A 17,979-nucleotide genomic window follows, 5' to 3' on the forward strand; every position below is an offset into this window, starting at 1 on the left:
TGCAGAGGCAGTGTCAGACGTGGCTGTACATGGCCTCGATCTCGCGCTGGTACTTGGCCTCGATGATCTTGCGGCGCAGCTTCATGGTGGGGGTAATCTCCCCGAGCTCCATGGAGAAGGCGCTCGGCAGCAGGGTGAACTTCTTCACCTGCTCGAACTTGGCCAGCTCCTTCTGCAGATCCTGGATGCGGGCCTCGAAGAACTCCATCACCCTGGAATGGCGCAGCAGCTCGGTCTTGCACTGGTATTGCAGATTGATGGAGCGGGCGTACTCCTCCAGCGACTCGAAGCAGGGCACGATGAGCGCCGACACGAAGTGGCGGGCATCGGCGACGATGGCGATCTGTTCGATGAAGCGATCCTTGCCCAGGGTCCCTTCCACCAGCTGGGGGGCCACGTACTTGCCGTTGGAGGTCTTCATCAGCTCCTTGAGGCGCTCGGTGAAGTAGATGTTGCCCTGGCCGTCCAGCTCGCCGGCATCGCCAGTGCGCAGGAAGCCGTCCTCGGTCATCACCTCGGCAGTGGCTTGCGGCTTGTTGTAGTAGCCGCGCATCACGGTCGGGGAGCGCACCAGCAGTTCGTTGTTCTCACCGAGTTTCACCTCGATGCCGCCGAGGGCCGTACCGATGGAGCCCAGCTTGAACCGGGTGTCCTCGTAGCAGCAGACGGTGGCGGTGGTTTCTGTCATGCCATAGCCGTACTTGAGGTTGAGCCCCATGGCCTGGAAGAAGAGGTTCACCTCGTCGGCGAGGCGGGCGCCGGCCACCGGCAGGAAGCGGGTGCGGCCGCCGAAGCGGGCGCGCAGCTTGCGAAATACCAGGCGCTCGGCGAGCCAGAGCTGGCCGTAGAGCAGGGGGGAGGCGGTCTTGCCCGCCTGGCGGGTGGCGACCATCTGCTTGCCCACCCGGGTGGCCCAGCCGAACAGGGCGCGGCGTAGGGGCGGGGCCTCGGCGACCTTCGCCTGGATCATGGCGTAGGCTTTCTCGTAGAGGCGGGGAACGGCGCACATCACGGTGGGTTTTACCTCGCCGATCACCTCCATCACCTTCTGCGGGTCTCGGATGTAGACGTTCTCGGCACCGCAGTAGAGCACGTAGTAGGTCCAGGCGCGCTCGAACACGTGGCTGAGCGGCAGCATGCACAGAGACACATCCTGCTCGCTGAGGTCGAGGCGGCGATCGTGCATCTCGAAGCAGGCGGCCATGTTGGCGAAATCGAGCATGACCCCCTTGGGCTCGCCCGTGGTGCCCGAGGTGTAGATCAGGGTCAGCAGATCGTCCATCCGGTACTTCTGCTCCCGCTCCTGACGCACCAGCTCGCTGGGCTGATGGTTGCCGGAGACGAGGAAGGTCTGGAAGTGGCTGGCCGCCGCGCAGCCGCGCAGATCGACGGTGCCGTCCAGGGCGACAATCTGGGCGATCTCGCCCGCTTGCAGCAGACTCAGCGCCTGATCGAACTGGGGCTGCTCCCCCACGAACAGCACCTTGATGCCGGCGTCCTTGACGATGTAGCGCAGCTGATCCTGGGTGCTGGTGGGGTAGATGGGCACGCTGACGCCGCGGGCGGCCAGGATGCCGAGATCGGCCTGGGTCCACTCCGGCATGTTGCGGGCGTAGATGCCGACCATCTCGCCGGACTGGTGGCCGGCGCGGATCAGCCCCTGGGCGCAGTAATCCATGGCCTGGCCCAGGGTTCGCCAGCCGATGGCGCGCCATTGACCATCCTGCTGGACGCGCAAGGCTGCCTTGTTGCCAAGGCGCGCAATACGCTCGCGCATCACTCTAACCAGATGAAACTGCGACATCTCACTCATCCTCAAGTAACAGTTGTGCGCCCGCAGGGGCACTGAAAACGGGGCTGGAGTTTAAACTCTACTATTACAGCTTACAAGTGTTCGCCATTTGTTCTGGATCACAAAGTCGTCAATCCGGGGAGAGTGAGGCATGATGAAGGCAGGGAGCGGATTCATTCAGGGAGTCGAGCCATGAACATCGGGATCAAGAGTCTGTTCACCGGAGCCTTGCTGCTCCTGGCCGGGGCCGGCGCGCTCTGGTTTGCGCTGGGTGGGGGAGAGGGGCAGGAGAATCCCTGGCTGAACGGGGCCGAGGGATACGAGCAGGCGCAGCGCCTGGCCCTGAGCGAGGGCTATCCCCTGCTCTATGTGATCGAACGCGCCCAGTGTCGGCGCTGCAAGGCGCTCGACAAGCTGTTGTGGCGCGCCCCCGAGATGCAGTCCGCCCTGGCGGGGCTGGCCAAGGTGCGGCTCAATCCGGAGGCGGGGGATGGCAGCGAACATATCCTGCGCCGCTTCCCCAGGGTGGCGACGGCCCCCGGCATCTATGTCCAGCGCCCCGGGGAGCCTCTGCGCCCCGTCAAGATAGCGGTGGATCTGGAACAGATCTGGATGCCGGGTGTCACCTATGGTCGCGGCTTCTTCATGCCGCTCTCTGAACCCGCCTTCGAGGCCGTGCTGAGGGTGACCCTCAGCCTCGAGGATCCCGCCATCGACAATGCCCCCCTGCCCTGAGGGGCGAACGGGGTGTCGGGATGAGGAGAGCGACAAGGGGACGGTATCGTCCCCTTGTCTGTTGCGGGCGGCCTCTTAGCCTGAGCCGAGCGGCATGGGATCAGCCGAAGTCGAACAGGCGGGACATCAGCACGGCATCTTCCCGATCCTGGCCGGTGCCGTAGTAGTCGGCGCGGCGGCAATACTCGGCAAACCCCTCGCTCTCGTAGAGGTTGATGGCGGTCTGGTTGCCGGCCCTGACCTCGAGGAACCAGGCCTCGGCCTTGCCGGCCTTGCTGCGGGCCAGGTACTCCCGAAGCAGCGCCCGGCCCAGCCCCTTGCCCTGGAAGTCGGGGTGCACGCAGATGTTCATCAGGGAGCTGTCCCCCGCCACCAGATCCGAGATATAGAAACCGGCGGGGCGGTTGCCCACCAGCATCAGGCCGTTGAGATAGCGGGGCCCGAAGCAGGAGAGCAGGTTGGCCTGGCTCCAGGGCTCCCGATGGGCGGCCTGCTCTATGGGGTAGATGGCCTCGAAATCGGATTCGAGCAGGGGGCGAAAGCTGGGTGAGAGGTCAGACATGGTGACTCCGGGCGGGATTCGGACTTGCGAGGGATACCATGGCCGTGCCATGGTCGTTGCGTCAGGGGGCCCGGTTCAACCGGGCTGGCGATGCCGGCACTGCTGCCATAGGGCGCGCTTGTGCGCCGCGTCCGGGGCGAGCGGGCAGATCAGGGCGTCGGGCCAGCGGGCATCCGGCGCAGTGAGCCAGATCAGGGGAGGCGTCGTCCCCTCGGGCAGCGCGGGGATACTGGTCAGCAGGGAGACTTCGTCCGTGCCAAGACCCAGCCAGCGGCAGATATCTCCGAGCAGGGACGGGGCGGGCAGGGCGTCGGCCTGCAGCCAGAGCCTGCCGGGGGGCAGCGCGGCCGCCACCGGTGAATGCCCGGTCTCTGCCTGCGTCGGCTCGGTTTCCTGCATCGGATCCGGCGTCTGGCCCGGCAGGGCCTGGCCTCTCAGCTGCCAGACGGCGATGCCCATACGGGCCAGGATGCGCTGGCGCAGCGGGTCCAGCAGGGGATCTTGCATGACGAAGGCTCACTCTTGATCTGCATTGGGGTAAATTCTGATGCGCAGAGTACACTCTCGCGGGTTTTGCTGCACCCCGGACGTTGCCTTTTCGCCTCGCGGCGATGACGGATGAACGCCGGCCGAGGGGCAGAGATGACAGACAATGACGGCGGGACGGGGCCAGAGGCCGGACCCCGAATCCCTATGACCATACCAGCTTCGGAACTGTGCCTATGCCGCCTTTAGCCCAGAATACTGTTCGTGCCACCCCCATCCATGAGCGTCTGCCCAGGTTGCTGGCCGCCCTCGGAGAGGGGTTGTACGAGCGCCAGGATGCCCTGCGGCTCGGCCTCCTGGCGGCCCTGTGTGGCGAGAGCGTCTTCCTGCTGGGGCCCCCCGGCATCGCCAAGAGCCTGATCGCGCGGCGTCTCAAGCTGGCCTTCCAGGATGCCCGCCACTTCGAATACCTGATGACCCGCTTCAGCACGCCGGAGGAGGTGTTCGGCCCCCTCTCCATCCAGGCACTCAAGGAGGACGGCAAGTACCTGAGACTGACCAGCGGTTACCTGCCGGAGGCCGAGGTGGTCTTCCTCGACGAGATCTGGAAGGCGGGGCCCGCCATCCTCAACACCTTGCTCACCGCCATCAACGAGCGGCAGTTTCGCAACGGCGACAGCCAGCGCCCCATCCCCATGCGGCTGCTGGTCACCGCCTCCAACGAGCTGCCCGCCCCGGACAGCGGGCTGGAGGCACTCTATGACCGCATGCTGGTAAGGGTCTGGATGGACAGGGTGCAGGAGAAGTCCAACTTCCAGGCCATGCTGGCGAGCGATGGCCAGTCCCACCAGAACCTGACCCCGGCGGTGCAGATCCGCGGGGAGGAGTACGCCGCCTGGCAGGAGGAGATAGAGCAGGTGCGCCTGCCCGACGCCTGCTTCGAGCTCATCTACCAGCTGCGCCAGCAGCTCGACAGCCAGCTCGGACACGGCTGCTATGTCTCGGATCGGCGCTGGAAGAAGGCCGTGCGGCTCATCAAGGCGAGCGCCTTCTTCAATGGCCGCGACGAGGTGGCGCCGCTGGATCTGCTGCTGTTCAAGGATTGCCTGTGGCACGACGAGGCGTCCCGCACGTCGCTGCTGGAGATGATCGGCGAGTTCTCCCGCCTCTACGGCTATCAGCAGCTGGCGCTGACCCGGGAGCTGCTCTCCCTGCGCGAGGCGTTCAAGCAGTTGCAGGGGGCCGTCGCCCAGCGCATCGGCTGCAAGGCGGTCAAGCGCAAGCAGTGGTTCGGTCGCCGTGCCCGCGGCACCGAGCTGCCGCTGGCCAACGCCAGGCCGTTCGGCAAGCTGGTGCATTTCCAGCTGCTCACCCCGGCGCCCCTGGATGGCAGCGACCCGGAGCGCCTCACCGGCACCCTCACCTTCGATCGCGCCCTGCTCTCCCACTGGCACCCCACCGGGGAGGCGCTGGTGGGCTGGCCGCTTGGCAACCCCAAGGAGGGGCACTACGAGCTGGTGCTGGACGAGCAGCTGCGGCTGCACGTGCTGGACATCCAGCGCCAGCCCGTGCCCCTGATGCTGGTGGAGCGGACCCCCATCCCCGAGGTGGTGATGAGCCCCTGGCTGGCAGAACTGGGGGAGCTGGCGAGCCGGGTGAACCGGGTGCAGCAGAGCCTCAAGGGGCAGCGCAACCTGTTCGAGCGCCACCAGCCCCACCTGTTCGTGGGGGAGCACTGGCTGCGGCAGGTGGAGGACAGCTTCTTCGTGCTGAACCGGGATCTGGAGCGCCTGGGGGCCGAGTTGCAGCAGTGGCGGGATCGCCTGCCGGGTCTCGACGGGTGAGGTGCCTGTCGCCGACGGCCCGGGCCGGGATGCCGCGAGTTGAGCGGCCCGGCGACGCCGCGCGCCACCTGAACGGGAGGTGCGGATGCTGGAGATAGGCATGATGGATCTGGGGCTCCTCATGGGAGAGGGGGAGCTGGCGGGGGAGATGGCGCTCTTGCTCGCCTCCAGCCCCAAGATCTCCGAGTTTCTCAAGCGCTCGCCCCTGCAGGGCAAGTTGCTGCAAAAGCGCATCCGGCGCTGGAGCGAGCAGCTCGGCGAGGAGATGCGCCACAAGCCGGTGCCGGTGACCCTGGAGCGGGAGTACCTGCTCTATCAGGCGCATCGCCAGTTACCCCTGCCGGAGCTGGTGGGGCGGCTGCCGACCCTGCTGGAGGCCCTGGAGCAGCACAGCCCCTTCGCCGGGGACGCCCGCAGCCTGGTGCGCCAGATAGTGGCCCAGCCCACCGAGAGCCTGCGCCAGCTCTTCATCGAGAAGTGGCGCGCCAGCCTGGTGGGCAGCCTGCTGCAGTTGCAGCAGCAGATCGCCGAGGCGGAGCGGGAGAAGCAGCGCCAGGAGATAGAGGATCAGCTGCTGGCGAACCGGACTCTGGCCGATGCCCTGGATCCCCACCAGATCTCGGCGGGCGGACTCTGGGATCTGGCCCAGGGCAGCTGGCACAAGCGCAGCCTGGTGCTGGTGAAACAGTACGCCCGCATGTTGCAGCAGGAGCCCCTGCTGGCGGAGATCGCCGCCCTGCTGGGGCGCAGCGAGCGGGAGCAGCGCAGCGAGGACAGGACCCAGCCGCCGGTCCCTGTCCATGAGCTGGAAGAGGTGCAAAGCGACGACGTGCCTGACGATCTGGTGGGAGTGCACCCGGCCAGCGATCTGATGCGGTTGCTGCCGAGCGAGGCGGTGATGCTGGCGCTGCCGGAGCTGGAGCTGGAGTTCTATCGCCGCTATCTGGAGCGGCGCCTGCTGAGCTACCAGTCCAGGGGCACCCTGCCGCGGCAGCGCCTGATGCTGCGATCCCCCGAGCAGGGGGGGAAGGAGGTGCAGCCCCGCGGCCCCTTCATCGTCTGCGTCGATACCTCGGGCTCCATGGGGGGGTACCCCGAGGAGTGCGCCAAGGCGCTGTTCCTGGCCCTGCTCAAGGTGGCGATGGACGAGAAGCGCGGCTGCTATCTGATGCTCTTCTCCACCGAGGTGGCGACCCTCGAGATCACCGCCGACACCGGGCTGGAGAAGGCGGAGCGCTTCCTCTCCATGAGTTTCCACGGCGGCACCGATCTGGTGCCCTGCCTCGAGCAGGCGCTGATCCAGCTGGAGCAGCCCGCCTTTGCCAAGGCCGACGTGCTGGTGGTCTCCGACTTCATCGCCCAGAGCCTGCCCCACGACCTGCTGGCGCGGATGAACCAGCGGCGGGCGCAGCAGACCCGCTTCCACGCCGTGGCCATGTCCCGCCACGCCAAGGCGGCCATCCTGCGGGTGTTCGACAACAGCTGGCTACTCGACTGCGGCCTGCGCGGTCGCCTGCTGCGCCGCTGGCAGCGCAGCTGACACGCGCCGTGCCGGCAGACTGGCCAGCACCACCCCGACACACAAGAGGCCAAGCGCCAGCCACACCGGCGGCGTGACGGTTTCCCCCAGCAGCCACCAGGCCAGCATGGCCGCCATCACGGGCGTGAGGGAGCCCAGCGCCGAGCTCACCTCGGCGCCCAGGGTGCGGATGGCATGGGCGTAACAGAGCGCCGCCAGCAAGCCGGCGCCTATCCCTTGCAGCAGGCCCTGCCACAGCCAGACGCTGGCATGGCTCACGGTGGGCAAGGGGCTCCACAGGAGCGTCGGCAACAGCAACAGGGCCGAGGGCACCGCCACCAGCGCGGCGGCATCCAGCGCCGCCAGCCCGCTGCGTCTGACCGCCAGCGTAAACAGGGCCCACAGCAGGGCCGCCCCCAGAAAGCAGAGTTGTCCCTGCCATAATCCCGGTTTTCCGCCCAGCAACAGGATGGCGGTGGCCAGGGCGATGAGGGCGAGCCCCCAGCGTCGCTGCACGGGGCAGGGGGCGCGCCACAGCAGCAAGCCCAGCAGGCTGACCATGAGGGGCACAGTGCCCGGGATCAGGGCGCTGCCCTGCGCCACGGGGGCCAGCTGCATGCCGGTGGCGCCGAGCCAGAAGAAGGGCAGGCCGGCCCCCGCCAGCATGGCCAGCTGCCAGCGCAGGGGCGTGCGGCGCAGGCGGATGCGGTGACGCCAGTAATAGGGGAGGAGCAGCAGGGCCGGGATGCCAAAGCGCAGCAGCGCCAGCGCCTGCGGCGGCAGCTTCTCCTCGGCGCCCAGGCGCAGGGAGAGAAAGAAACCGGACCAGAGCAGCACGGTGGCGAGGGCGGCGGCCCAGCCGCTGCAACGGGGTGATGGTGTGAATGACATCGGGCTCCCTCCATGGTGTGTCCCGGGTCATTATCCCGCCAGGGGGGAGGGTGTTGCAGGGCAAACTGTTTGAGAAATCCGGGGGTAATTGCTAGTTTCAGCCAATCCAAAAGGGATTTTTACCGGATATCACCAAGATGCTCGACAGGATTGATTTACATCTGCTGCGCTTGCTGCAACAGGATGGGCGCCTCACGACCGTGGAGCTGGCGGAGCAGGTCGGCTTGTCTGCCTCCCCCTGTGCCCGGCGCCTGAAGCGGCTGGAGGGGGAGGGCCATATACAGGGGTATCGCGCCGTGCTGGCGCGGGAGAAGCTCGGGCTTGGCATCACCATCTTCGTCAACGTGCGGCTCAGTCAGCACAGGGAGCCGCTGGTGGAGGCCTTCGAGCAGGCGGTGGCGGCCATGGCGGAGGTGATCAGCTGTCACACCGTCTCCGGCAACTACGACTACCTGCTGGAGGTGGTGGTGTCCGACCTGCCCGCCTACGAGCAGTGGATCCGGCGGTTGCAGTCCCAGGACATGGTCAACGACATCAGCAGCCACTTCGCCATTCGCGCGGTCAAGGTGATGGGACCGCTGCCCATTTGACCCTCTTCAGGTGTTGGGCCTGTGGTAGAGACCCCGCTCGTTGACCTGTTCCTGATCCAGCAGTGGCTGACCGCTCGGGTGGGCGATGTGGAAGCCGTGCTTGGTGCCGCGCTTGACCCGGTACATGGCCTGGTCGGCCCGGGCCAGGGCCGTGCTGAAGTCGTCCTGGGGCCGGATGGCGGCAATCCCCATGCTCAGCCCCACCGAGGCGTCACCGTTGGGCAGCTCGAATGGCGTGGCGATGGCGTCGATGCACTGGCGGGCGAGGTGACTGGTCCTGGGATCGTCGCTCGGCCAGGGCAGCAGCAGCACGAATTCGTCCCCGCCGATCCGGCCGAGCCTCACCTCCTCGCCGCAGCAGTGGCGAAGGCGCTGGGCGAGGGCAATCAGCAGTTCGTCGCCGGCGCGGTGACCCAGGTTGTCGTTGACCAGCTTGAAGTCGTCCAGATCGATGAAGCAGATGGCCTGATGCTCGCCGGGGAACTGGCGGTGCAGGGCCGTGCGGTTGAGCAGGTTGGTGAGGGGATCCCGGTGGGCGAGCTGGGCAAGCTGCTGCTCGTACTCCTTCTCGTGGGTGATGTCGATGTGGGTGCCCATCACCCGGACGGGGTTGCCCTGCTCATCCCGCTCCACCACCCGGCCCCGGTCCAGTACCCAGGTGGTCTTGCCATCCTTGGCGATCATCCGGTGCATCGCCTGATAAAACGGGCTCTTGCCCGCCAGGTGATCGAAGAAGGCCTGCAGCACCTGTTCCCTGTCCTCCGGGTGCAGGTGTTCGCGCCAGACGTCGAAGTGGGCCGACAGCTCCTTGGGCTGATAGCCGAGCATGGAGCCCCAGCGCCGGTTGAAGATGATGAGTTTGCCGGTGGGCACATGGTTCTGCCAGATGCACAGGCCGGTGCCGTCCATGGCGGCATCCAGCTTCTCCCGCGCGTCGTCGGCGATGCGTTTGAGGCGCTCGTTCTCCAGCAACAACCTGTCGTAAGCCTCCCGCAGCTCCTCGTAGGTCATTCCCCATCCCTTCCCAGTTTGAAAGCCTATATAGTCGATGCAGACTTTCCTTCTGTAAAGAAGGAGATAGCCGGGGGAGGTTTCGTGGGCGATGAAGGTCTCGATGCCCTGGCGACTGTGCGCCCGGAGGGCAGGAGGGATATGATTGGAGCGGTGAACGCGGCATCCTGGCCGGCGAACGGGGGGAGTGAATCTGCATGAAGAGTCTGATGGGATTGAGCCTGCTGCTGTGGCTGGGGATGACCCCTGCCCTGGCGCAGCCCTCGGGGCTCTCCGGGCCCGAGCTGCTGCATGAATTGCAGCAGCTGGAAGACTCGTCGCTGCCCGTCCAGCACTTTCGCGAGCGCGTCGCCGCCCTGGCCGCCGCAGAAGCACAATATCCGCCCGAGGTGCAGGGGCGCCTCGTTCGTCTGCAGTGCTGGGCCCAGCCGAGCGAGCGGGACGACGACTTCCGGCGCGCCGTGGCATTTGCCGAGCAGGGGCTGGCCGAGGCCAGAGCCCGCAAGGACAGGGTCACGGAGGCGGGCCTGCTCGCCTGTCGCGGCTATCACCGCCAGCTGCTTGGCAACATGGTCGAGGCCAGAGAGGATTACGACGCCGCCCTGACCCTGGCCCGCCGGCTGGGGGATGAGCGTCAGCGGGCCGACACCCTCAACCTGCGGGGGGAGATGTACGCCTATCAGGGAGAGCTGGCCGAGGGGCTGATGGATCTCATCGATGCCCACCGCCGCTACGAGTCCCTCGGACTGGAGGCCAAGGGGCGCGAGGTGCTGACCCGGATCGCCAACACCTACCGCAGGATGGGCTTCTACGAGCGGGCCGAGAGCTACTTCAAGGATCTGGAGCACGACTACCGGCAGCTCGAAGACGAGGAGCATCTGGTGGACATCCACAGCCAGCAGGGGCTCCTCTATATGGAGACGGAAGAGTACGGCAAGGCGCTGCCCCTGATGGCGGAGGCGGAACGCTACTACCTGGGGCAGCAGCAGGAGGCCATGCTGGCCTGGACCCGGATCGAGATGGCCACCATCCTGCTCAAGCAGGGCAAGACACCGCAGGCCAAGACCAAGCTGGCAGAAGCCGCCGCTCTGCTGCACCAGAGGGAAGGGGCCGATAGCGTGACCCTGGGCCACTGGCACATCGTCATGGCCATGGCCCTGGAGGCCGAAGGCAAGCTGGCCGAGGCCCTGCAACACCTCGGGAAGGCGGAACCCGTCTTCACCCGGGAGCAGAACCTGCGTTTTCTCGCCCGGGTGCATGAGGTGCGTGCCCGGGTGCTGGAGCGCCAGGGGCACATCCAGGCGGCGCTGACCAGCCTCAAGAGCTTCGTCCAGACCCGTCATGCCCTCGAGCAGCGGCTGCGGGAGCAACGCACCCTGCAGATGCGCTTCGAGTTCGATCTCTCCCGCAAGGAACTGGAGAACCAGACCCTGAGAGCGAGCCAGCAGTTGCAGGCCGAGAAGCTCAAGCAGTTGCAGGAGCGGCGCTACTGGCAATACCTGGTGTTGTTCCTGCTGCTGCTGGTGATGGGCATTCTGGTGGTGCACCAGCGCGGACGCACCCGCAAGATGCAGCGCCTCGCCATGACGGACGAGTTGACGGGCATCCACAACCGGCGTCAGATCCAGGCCAAGGGGCGCAAGTGGTTCATCCAGGCGCGGGAGGAGGGCAAGCCCCTGTGCGTGCTGCTGCTGGACATAGATCACTTCAAGCGGGTCAATGACACTCTTGGCCACCACGTCGGGGACAGGGTGCTGACCGCCGTGGCCCAGTGCATCGAGTCTCAGCTGCGCAGCCTGGACAGGGTGGGGCGCAACGGCGGTGAGGAGTTTCTGGTGCTGCTGCCGGACACCCGTCTCGACGAGGCCGCCGAGGTGGCGGAGCGGATCCGCCAGGAGGTCGCCCGTCTCGTCATCGAGGAGGTGCCGGCGGATCACCCCATCCGCATCAGCATCGGCTGCGCCGAATACAAGCGCGAGGATGACAACCTGGGCGAACTGATCCGCCGCGCCGACGAGGCCATGTACGAGGCCAAGCTGGCGGGCCGCAACCGGGTGATGAGGGCGTCGTGATCCCGCCCGGGCCGGCGCCGTCGATGCCGGGCTGGGTATTTTTCACTCGCGCGGGTATAATGCCGCGCAATTTTGCTTTGGCTCAGGCGAGAAGACCCATGTAACGCAACCCTCTTCCTTGTTTCCACCGGCCGGTCCCTGACCCGCCCGCGTGGCGCTGTTGCCTGCATGGGCGCCCTGATCCCGAGGTGCTGTCCCGCATTTATTCCCACGGTGGCCCGTGCCGCCGCTCAATAGAAGAACGTCGAATTATGTCAGCTGAATTTCTGAGTGAAGTCTCCAAGAGACGCACTTTTGCGATCATCTCGCACCCGGATGCGGGTAAAACCACCATCACCGAAAAGGTCCTGCTGTTCGGACAGGCCATTCAGCGCGCCGGTACCGTCAAGGGCCGTGGCTCGGGCCAGCACGCCAAGTCCGACTGGATGGAGATGGAGAAGCAGCGCGGTATCTCCATCACCACCTCCGTGATGCAGTTCCCCTACGCCGACTGCCTGGTCAACCTGCTCGATACCCCGGGTCACGAGGACTTCTCCGAAGATACCTACCGTACCCTGACGGCGGTCGACTGCTGCCTGATGGTCATCGACGCCGCCAAGGGTGTTGAAGACCGGACCCGCAAGCTGATGGAAGTGACCCGGCTGCGGGACACCCCCATCCTCACCTTCATGAACAAACTGGACCGCGAAGTGCGCGATCCCATGGAGGTCATGGACGAGGTGGAGCGCGAGCTCAACATCATGTGCGCCCCCATCACCTGGCCCATCGGCTGCGGCAAGTCCTTCAAGGGTGTCTACCACCTCTACAAGGACGAGACCTATCTGTATCAGAGCGGTCAGGGCCACACCATCCAGGAGAAGCGGGTGGTCAAGGGGCTGAACAACCCCGAGCTGGATGCCGCCATCGGCGAAGATCTGGCAGCCCAGCTGCGCGGTGAACTGGAGCTGGTGCAGGGCGCCTCCCCCGAGTTCGATCACGACGCCTTCATCGCCGGCGAGATGACCCCGGTCTTCTTCGGTACCGCGCTCGGCAACTTCGGTGTCGACCATATGCTGGACGGCCTCACCGACTGGGCGCCGGCCCCCATGCCGCGCAAGGCCGAGAGCCGCGAAGTGGTGGCGACCGAGGAGAAGTTCTCCGGTTTCGTGTTCAAGATCCAGGCGAACATGGACCCGAAACACCGCGACCGTATCGCCTTTATGCGTATCGTGTCAGGCACTTACAGCAAGGGCATGAAGATGCGCCACGTGCGCATCGGCAAGGACGTGAACATCTCCGACGCCGTGACCTTCATGGCCGGTGACCGCGAACAGGCGGTCGAAGCCTGTGCCGGCGACATCATCGGCCTGCACAACCACGGCACCATCCAGATCGGTGACACCTTCACCCAGGGTGAAGATCTCAAGTTCACCGGTATCCCGAACTTTGCACCGGAACTGTTCCGCCGCATCCGCCTGCGCGACCCCCTCAAGCAGAAGCAACTGCTCAAGGGGCTGGTGCAGCTCTCCGAAGAGGGGGCGGTGCAGGTGTTCCGTCCGCTCATCAGCAACGATCTCATCGTCGGTGCGGTCGGTGTGCTGCAGTTCGACGTGGTGGTCTCGCGCCTGAAGAGCGAGTACAACGTCGAGGCCATCTACGAGGCGGTCAACGTCGCCACCGCCCGCTGGGTGGAAGGGACAGACGTCAAGAAGTTCGAAGAGTTCAAGCGCAAGAACGAGGTCAACCTGGCCCTGGATGGCGGTGACAACCTCACCTACATCGCACCGACCATGGTGAACCTGCGCCTGGCCCAGGAGCGTCACGCCGACGTCCAGTTCCGCCAGACCCGCGAGCACTGATCACCCCGCCCGCGCCCAGCGGGTAGCTGATGACCAGAGAGACCCCGCTTCGGCGGGGTTTTTTGTTATGGGGCGTTTCCTGGGAGGGGGCGGCGATCCCTATCCGGGGCTTGATGGGTGAATAAAAACAAAGGATAAGTGATTTAAATTTTATTCATGGAGAGGAACATGTCCGTCATCCAACCCGTAGAGGCGCAGTTTGCCGCCTACAATGCCCACGACCTCGACGCCTTCGTGGCCTGCTTTGCCACGGATTTCAGAGGCTATCGCATGCCGACCGAAACCCCCTCCCTCGTCGGCAGGGAGGCGCTGAGAACCTTCTATGCAGAGCATCGCTTCAACAACCCGAAGCTCAAGGCGGAGTTGATCACTCGCACCCTGCTCGGCAACAAGGTGTTCGATCACGAGCTGATTTATGGCCTCTCTCCCGAGCCCATCGAGAGCGTGGCGGTATTCGAGGTGGAGGACGCCCTTATCAAGACCGCCTGGTTCTTCTTCCCCTCCTGACACGTCCGCCCTGCGCTGCCGCACGGGCCTGCCGGCGACAAAGCTGGTATAAGAGAAAGTTCCCCGCGGGCGCCTTTGCCAGCCCGCGTCTGGACGACAACAAGGACAACAACAAGGAGTACATCATGCTTGGACGCATCACCCAGCTCTTCCCGCTCTGGGCCCTGTCATTTTCACTGCTGGCCTACTGGCAGCCCGAGCCCTTCGTCGGTCTCAAGGGCCAGATAGTGCCACTGCTGACCATCATCATGCTGGCCATGGGGCTGACCCTCAGACCCCAGAACTTCCTCGACGTGGTGCGCAACAAGAAGGCCATCGGCCTCGGCCTGGTGCTGCAGTTCAGCGTGATGCCGCTGGCCGCCCTGCTGGTCAGCCTGCTGCTGGGCTTCGATGCCGAGCTGACCGTGGGCATGGTGCTGGTGGGCAGCGTCGCCGGCGGTACCTCCTCCAACGTCATGTGCTACCTGGCCAAGGGGGACGTGGCCCTCTCCATCACCATGACGGCGCTTTCCACCCTGCTCGGGGTCGTCGTCACCCCTCTGCTGGTGCAGCTGCTGGCCGGCAAGAGCGTCGACGTGCCGGTGCTGGACATGCTGCTGAGCCTGGTGAAGATAGTGCTGATCCCCGTGGTGCTCGGGCTGGTCGCCAATGTCTTCCTGCACTCCCTGACCGCGCGCATCGAGCCCGTGCTGCCCCTCATCTCCATGGCGGCCATCGTGATGATCATCGCCATCGTGGTGGCGCTCAACGCGGGCCAGTTCGCCAGTATCGGCCCCATCGTGGCGCTGGCGGTGATCCTGCACAACGGCATCGGCATTGCGGCGGGTTACTGGGTCAGCCGCTGGCTGGGCTTCGAGGAGCGGATCTGCCGCACCGTCGCCTTCGAGGTGGGGCTGCAGAACTCGGGGCTGGCCACGGCGCTGGCCATGAAGTTCTTCACCCCGGCCTCGGCCATGGCCGGCACCCTGTTCTCGGTCTGGCACAACCTCTCCGGCTCCCTGCTGGCCGGGGTCTGGGCCAAGCGGCCGCTCTCCCGGTCCGCCCGGGCGCTGGAGCAGAGCGCTGGCTGAACAGGGGGCGACAGATGAAACAACAAGGGGCCAGAGGCCCCTTGTTGTCTTCCTGACTAGTCGAGCGCCAGCACCATGCAGATCTCGCAGGCGTCGTGACCGGTGCAGCCCAGGGGCCCCGGCAGGTGCTCGAAGCCCAGGGACTCGTAGAGGCTGGTGGCCTCGCGCAAGACTTCGGTGGTCTCCAGATAGCAGCGCTGATAACCCAGGATGCGGGCCTCGGCCAGGGCCTGCAACACCAGGCGCCGCCCCAGCCCGAGCCCGCGCAGGGCGGGCAGGAAGTACATCTTCTGCAGCTCGCACACATCCGGTGCCCCCGCCAGCGGCGCTATGCCGCCCCCGCCGAGAATGCTGCCGTCAGGTCCCTCGATCACCCAGTAGCGGCTGCGCTCCCCCTGATAGGTCTCGTGGAGGAAGTCGAGATTGGGATCCGCCACCCCGTACCCCTTGTCGGCGGTGAGGCCGTATTCGGCGGAGACGGCGCGCACCACGGCGGCGATCCGGGGATCGTCGTCGGCCCGGATGGGGCGGATGAGGTAGCCGTGCTGACGGCGGGCGCGGGAGAGGGCGCTGCGATAGAGTCGCATCCCCTCCCAGATCTGCTCGCACTCGGCGGGGGAGAGCTGGGCCAGGGCGCCGGCCATGGTCTCGTCCATCTGCCGGTGCAGCTCCTCGAGCTGTGCCGCGCCCTGTTCTGTGAGGGTGGCCTCTTTGCTGCGCCCGTCCGAGGGGTGGGGCTGCCAGGCGATGAGCCCCCGCTCGGCGAGGCGGGCCAGGGGGCGGCTGGCGTTGGATTTGTCGATGCGAAGGCGCTCGGCCAGCTGCTGGTTGGTGGCGGGGCCGTTTTCCAGCTCGATCAGCAGGTGGGCTTCCAGGGGGCTGAGGGCCAGGGAGCCACATTGTTGGGAGAGCATGCCGAGTTCGCGTACCAGTTCCCGTGACAGGGCGCGCAGGGGGCGGGGATCCATGGATGAGTGTCCTTCTGGTGATATTGGTTGTGATACGCAACCAATATAGTCTTTTGGTTGTTGGTGACAACTATTTTTTCGGTGGGCAGAAGGGGGCGAACGGGCGGAGAAAAACGGGCAGAAAAAAGGGCCCGGGAGGGGGCCCAAACATTGGAAACCCGCGCCGGGGCGCGGATCCCATCCTTGGTCAGTGACGTTGCCCGCCACACCTGCTTAGCCAGCCAGGTGTCGGCTGCGGAGTGGTGTCAGGGCGTGGCTTATACCAGTTCCGCCAGCATGGTGTCGGCATAGGGAGTCAGCGCCTCCCCCTTCTTCACCTTGGCGAGGTAGTCCGGGTTGGCGATGAGCGGGCGACCGATGGCGATGAGATCGAAGCGCTCGGCCTTGATGGCATCGAGCGCGGTCTCGGCGCTGTAGTTGCCCACCCCGACCAGGTGGCCGTCGTAGCGGGCACGCAGGTAGTCGGAGGCGCGGCCATCCAGGTAGTCGAAGGTGAGGCTGTCGTCGAAGATGCCGAGGTGCACATAGGCCAGGGTGCGCTGGTTCAGCTCGGCCAGCAGGTGGTCGAACACGGCGCGATCCCGCGCATCCCCTGCCAGGTGCACGTAGGCGCCGGGGGAGAGGCGAAGGCCGGTGCGATCCCCGCCGATGCGGGCGGCGATGGCATCCACCACCTCCAGGGCGAAGCGGCTCATCTTCTCGGGGCTGCCGCCGTAGCTGTCGGTGCGCAGGTTGCTTGAGTGGTGCAGGAACTGATCGATGAGGTAGCCGTTGGCACCGTGGATCTCCACCCCGTCGAAGCCCGCCTCGATGGCATTGGCGGCGGCCTGGGCGTAATCCTCGACCAGCTGGGCGATCTCGGCTTCGGTCAGGGCGCGGGGCACCTGGTAGATCAGGTCGCGCATGCGCGGCACCGTGCCTTCATGGGCGACGGCGGAGGGGGCCAGTACCTCGGCATTGTGGAAGAAGGGGTGGGAGAGACGGCCCACGTGCCACAGCTGGGCGAAGATCTTGCCGCCTCTGGCATGCACGGCGCCGGTTACCTTCTTCCATCCTTCGATCTGCTCGGCGCTGTAGAGCCCCGGTGTGTTGGGGTAGCCCTGGCCGTCCGGACGAATGATGGTCGCTTCGGAGATGATGAGGCCGATGTCGGCGCGGCGGCCGTAGTAGGCGGCCATCTGCTCGGTCGGCACCAGTCCCGGGCCCGCCATGCAGCGGGTGAGGGGAGCCATCATGAAACGGTTCGCGAGGGTGAGAGTGTCGTTGAGGCGGTACGGCTGAAACAGGGTATCCATGGTCGTCTGTCCTGAGGGGATGATTCTTGAATGCGCATTCAAGACGTTTTTTGGTTTGTGTGCAAGTCTTTTTTGAGCAAGCATTCAACATGGATTGGACAGGTCTGCTGGGGTAAACTTGCCGCCCTGTTTTTCACCGTCCTGCGGGACCATAGCCAACGGAGACCCCATGCGCACTGCCGAATACGATCGGGCGTTTGTCCTGCGAAGCGCCATGGAGGCGTTTCGCGCCAAAGGGTATGCCAAGACCACCATGCAGGAGCTGGTGGCGGCGACCGGTCTGCACCCGGGCAGCCTCTACGCGGCCTTTGGCAACAAGCGCGGCCTGCTGCTGGCGGCGGTGGATCACTACGTGGAGGAGAAGGGTTCCCTGCGTCGCAGCTGTTTTGCACAGGGGAGTCCGCTGGTCGGGCTGCACGCCTACTTCACCCGGCTGGTGGACGATGCCCTCTGCGGCACCTGCCTAGTGACCCGCACCCTGATGGAGCTGGCGGCACAGGATGAAGAGCTGCACCAGCGCTTCAAGGCCATCTATGGGGAGCTGGAAAGCGACCTGGCCTGGCTGCTGGGCCAGGCGAGCGAGCAGGGGGAGCTGGCGGCCGGGTGCGATGTGCCCACCCTGACCGCCTTCCTGCAGGTCAATATCCAGGGGCTGATCACCTTCGCCCAGTGTCACCCCGATCGCGCCCTGCTGGAGGGGGTCGTCAACCAGGTGATGGCCGCCCTGCCCAGAACGCGCTAACGCGTTATTCTACCGCTCATTTTTCCTCTTCCCCCTTGCCCTTGCGGCGCCCCTCTT

The 17,979-nt window shown here is 65.8% G+C and carries 16 protein-coding genes; 9 read left to right on the forward strand and 7 right to left on the reverse strand.

Going from position 1 to position 17,979, the window contains the following annotated elements:
* Positions 1-13 precede the first annotated feature (13 nt).
* The gene (locus tag J9885_RS11885) at positions 14-1,804 is read right to left on the reverse strand and encodes a long-chain fatty acid--CoA ligase (RefSeq protein WP_114523145.1); all 1,791 of its coding nucleotides are present in this window, start codon (positions 1,802-1,804) and stop codon (positions 14-16) included.
* Positions 1,805-1,984: 180 nt separating this feature from the next.
* Here J9885_RS11885 and J9885_RS11890 point away from each other — a divergent pair, with 180 nt between their 5' ends.
* Entirely contained in the window at positions 1,985-2,527 is a 543-nt protein-coding gene (locus J9885_RS11890; RefSeq protein WP_210549562.1) for a hypothetical protein, read from the forward strand.
* Positions 2,528-2,627: 100 nt separating this feature from the next.
* On the opposite strand, the gene rimI is transcribed toward J9885_RS11890, so the two are convergent.
* Both rimI and J9885_RS11900 read right to left on the reverse strand, forming a co-directional pair.
* Complete coding sequence (gene rimI, locus J9885_RS11895) at positions 2,628-3,089, reverse strand: ribosomal protein S18-alanine N-acetyltransferase (protein ID WP_043758024.1); 462 nt, start codon at positions 3,087-3,089, stop codon at positions 2,628-2,630.
* Between the two features lie 75 nt (positions 3,090-3,164).
* Positions 3,165-3,596: a DNA polymerase III subunit psi gene (locus J9885_RS11900; protein ID WP_246876931.1), complete on the reverse strand. Its 432-nt coding sequence runs from the start codon at positions 3,594-3,596 to the stop codon at positions 3,165-3,167.
* A gap of 215 nt (positions 3,597-3,811) precedes the next feature.
* On the opposite strand from J9885_RS11900, the gene J9885_RS11905 reads away from it, so the two are divergent.
* Positions 3,812-5,419: an ATPase RavA domain-containing protein gene (locus J9885_RS11905; RefSeq protein ID WP_210549563.1), complete on the forward strand. Its 1,608-nt coding sequence runs from the start codon at positions 3,812-3,814 to the stop codon at positions 5,417-5,419.
* 85 nt (positions 5,420-5,504) lie between these two features.
* Entirely contained in the window at positions 5,505-6,959 is a 1,455-nt protein-coding gene (gene viaA, locus J9885_RS11910) for an ATPase RavA stimulator ViaA (protein ID WP_210549564.1), read from the forward strand.
* On the opposite strand, the gene J9885_RS11915 is transcribed toward viaA, so the two are convergent.
* Positions 6,906-7,829 carry a DMT family transporter gene (locus J9885_RS11915; protein ID WP_134696050.1) on the reverse strand — a complete coding sequence of 308 codons (924 nt, stop codon included), beginning with the start codon at positions 7,827-7,829 and terminating at the stop codon, positions 6,906-6,908. The genes viaA and J9885_RS11915 overlap by 54 nt on opposite strands.
* A 137-nt stretch (positions 7,830-7,966) precedes the next feature.
* Between J9885_RS11915 and J9885_RS11920 the strand changes: the two genes are divergently transcribed.
* The gene (locus tag J9885_RS11920) at positions 7,967-8,419 is read left to right on the forward strand and encodes an Lrp/AsnC family transcriptional regulator (RefSeq protein WP_210549565.1); all 453 of its coding nucleotides are present in this window, start codon (positions 7,967-7,969) and stop codon (positions 8,417-8,419) included.
* Between the two features lie 6 nt (positions 8,420-8,425).
* Here J9885_RS11920 and J9885_RS11925 read toward each other — a convergent pair whose 3' ends face one another.
* Positions 8,426-9,430 (reverse strand): sensor domain-containing diguanylate cyclase, encoded by a 1,005-nt coding sequence (locus tag J9885_RS11925; RefSeq protein WP_043758035.1) that lies wholly within the window; start codon positions 9,428-9,430, stop codon positions 8,426-8,428.
* Between the two features lie 197 nt (positions 9,431-9,627).
* Here J9885_RS11925 and J9885_RS11930 point away from each other — a divergent pair, with 197 nt between their 5' ends.
* The 4 genes from J9885_RS11930 (at position 9,628) to J9885_RS11945 (ending at position 14,917) form a co-directional block, all read left to right on the forward strand.
* Entirely contained in the window at positions 9,628-11,502 is a 1,875-nt protein-coding gene (locus J9885_RS11930) for a GGDEF domain-containing protein (RefSeq protein WP_210549566.1), read from the forward strand.
* 248 nt (positions 11,503-11,750) lie between these two features.
* A complete protein-coding gene (gene prfC, locus J9885_RS11935; RefSeq protein ID WP_152552594.1) occupies positions 11,751-13,340 on the forward strand; it encodes a peptide chain release factor 3 in 1,590 nt (529 codons plus the stop codon).
* A gap of 168 nt (positions 13,341-13,508) precedes the next feature.
* Complete coding sequence (locus J9885_RS11940) at positions 13,509-13,847, forward strand: nuclear transport factor 2 family protein (protein WP_210549567.1); 339 nt, start codon at positions 13,509-13,511, stop codon at positions 13,845-13,847.
* Positions 13,848-13,972: 125 nt separating this feature from the next.
* Positions 13,973-14,917 (forward strand): bile acid:sodium symporter family protein, encoded by a 945-nt coding sequence (locus J9885_RS11945; protein WP_210549568.1) that lies wholly within the window; start codon positions 13,973-13,975, stop codon positions 14,915-14,917.
* A gap of 56 nt (positions 14,918-14,973) precedes the next feature.
* Here the strand turns inward: J9885_RS11945 and J9885_RS11950 are convergent, their stop codons facing one another.
* Both J9885_RS11950 and J9885_RS11955 read right to left on the reverse strand, forming a co-directional pair.
* Complete coding sequence (locus tag J9885_RS11950; protein WP_210549569.1) at positions 14,974-15,885, reverse strand: GNAT family N-acetyltransferase; 912 nt, start codon at positions 15,883-15,885, stop codon at positions 14,974-14,976.
* Positions 15,886-16,142: 257 nt separating this feature from the next.
* Positions 16,143-17,180 carry an alkene reductase gene (locus J9885_RS11955; protein ID WP_210549570.1) on the reverse strand — a complete coding sequence of 346 codons (1,038 nt, stop codon included), beginning with the start codon at positions 17,178-17,180 and terminating at the stop codon, positions 16,143-16,145.
* 169 nt (positions 17,181-17,349) lie between these two features.
* On the opposite strand from J9885_RS11955, the gene J9885_RS11960 reads away from it, so the two are divergent.
* The gene (locus J9885_RS11960; RefSeq protein WP_210549571.1) at positions 17,350-17,922 is read left to right on the forward strand and encodes a TetR/AcrR family transcriptional regulator; all 573 of its coding nucleotides are present in this window, start codon (positions 17,350-17,352) and stop codon (positions 17,920-17,922) included.
* Positions 17,923-17,979 lie beyond the last annotated feature (57 nt).

Origin of the sequence: Aeromonas sp. SrichE-2G, assembly GCF_017939565.1 — a bacterium.
GTDB classification, from domain to species: Bacteria; Pseudomonadota; Gammaproteobacteria; order Enterobacterales; family Aeromonadaceae; genus Aeromonas; species Aeromonas taiwanensis.

Coding starts and splice junctions, on each gene's coding strand:
- J9885_RS11885 (WP_114523145.1), bottom strand. CDS start 1,804: ATGTCGCAGTTTCATCTGGTTAGAGTGATGCGCGAGCGTATTGCGCGC.
- J9885_RS11890 (WP_210549562.1), top strand. CDS start 1,985: ATGAACATCGGGATCAAGAGTCTGTTCACCGGAGCCTTGCTGCTCCTG.
- rimI (WP_043758024.1), bottom strand. CDS start 3,089: ATGTCTGACCTCTCACCCAGCTTTCGCCCCCTGCTCGAATCCGATTTC.
- J9885_RS11900 (WP_246876931.1), bottom strand. CDS start 3,596: ATGCAAGATCCCCTGCTGGACCCGCTGCGCCAGCGCATCCTGGCCCGT.
- J9885_RS11905 (WP_210549563.1), top strand. CDS start 3,812: ATGCCGCCTTTAGCCCAGAATACTGTTCGTGCCACCCCCATCCATGAG.
- viaA (WP_210549564.1), top strand. CDS start 5,505: ATGCTGGAGATAGGCATGATGGATCTGGGGCTCCTCATGGGAGAGGGG.
- J9885_RS11915 (WP_134696050.1), bottom strand. CDS start 7,829: ATGTCATTCACACCATCACCCCGTTGCAGCGGCTGGGCCGCCGCCCTC.
- J9885_RS11920 (WP_210549565.1), top strand. CDS start 7,967: ATGCTCGACAGGATTGATTTACATCTGCTGCGCTTGCTGCAACAGGAT.
- J9885_RS11925 (WP_043758035.1), bottom strand. CDS start 9,430: ATGACCTACGAGGAGCTGCGGGAGGCTTACGACAGGTTGTTGCTGGAG.
- J9885_RS11930 (WP_210549566.1), top strand. CDS start 9,628: ATGAAGAGTCTGATGGGATTGAGCCTGCTGCTGTGGCTGGGGATGACC.
- J9885_RS11940 (WP_210549567.1), top strand. CDS start 13,509: ATGTCCGTCATCCAACCCGTAGAGGCGCAGTTTGCCGCCTACAATGCC.
- J9885_RS11945 (WP_210549568.1), top strand. CDS start 13,973: ATGCTTGGACGCATCACCCAGCTCTTCCCGCTCTGGGCCCTGTCATTT.
- J9885_RS11950 (WP_210549569.1), bottom strand. CDS start 15,885: ATGGATCCCCGCCCCCTGCGCGCCCTGTCACGGGAACTGGTACGCGAA.
- J9885_RS11955 (WP_210549570.1), bottom strand. CDS start 17,180: ATGGATACCCTGTTTCAGCCGTACCGCCTCAACGACACTCTCACCCTC.
- J9885_RS11960 (WP_210549571.1), top strand. CDS start 17,350: ATGCGCACTGCCGAATACGATCGGGCGTTTGTCCTGCGAAGCGCCATG.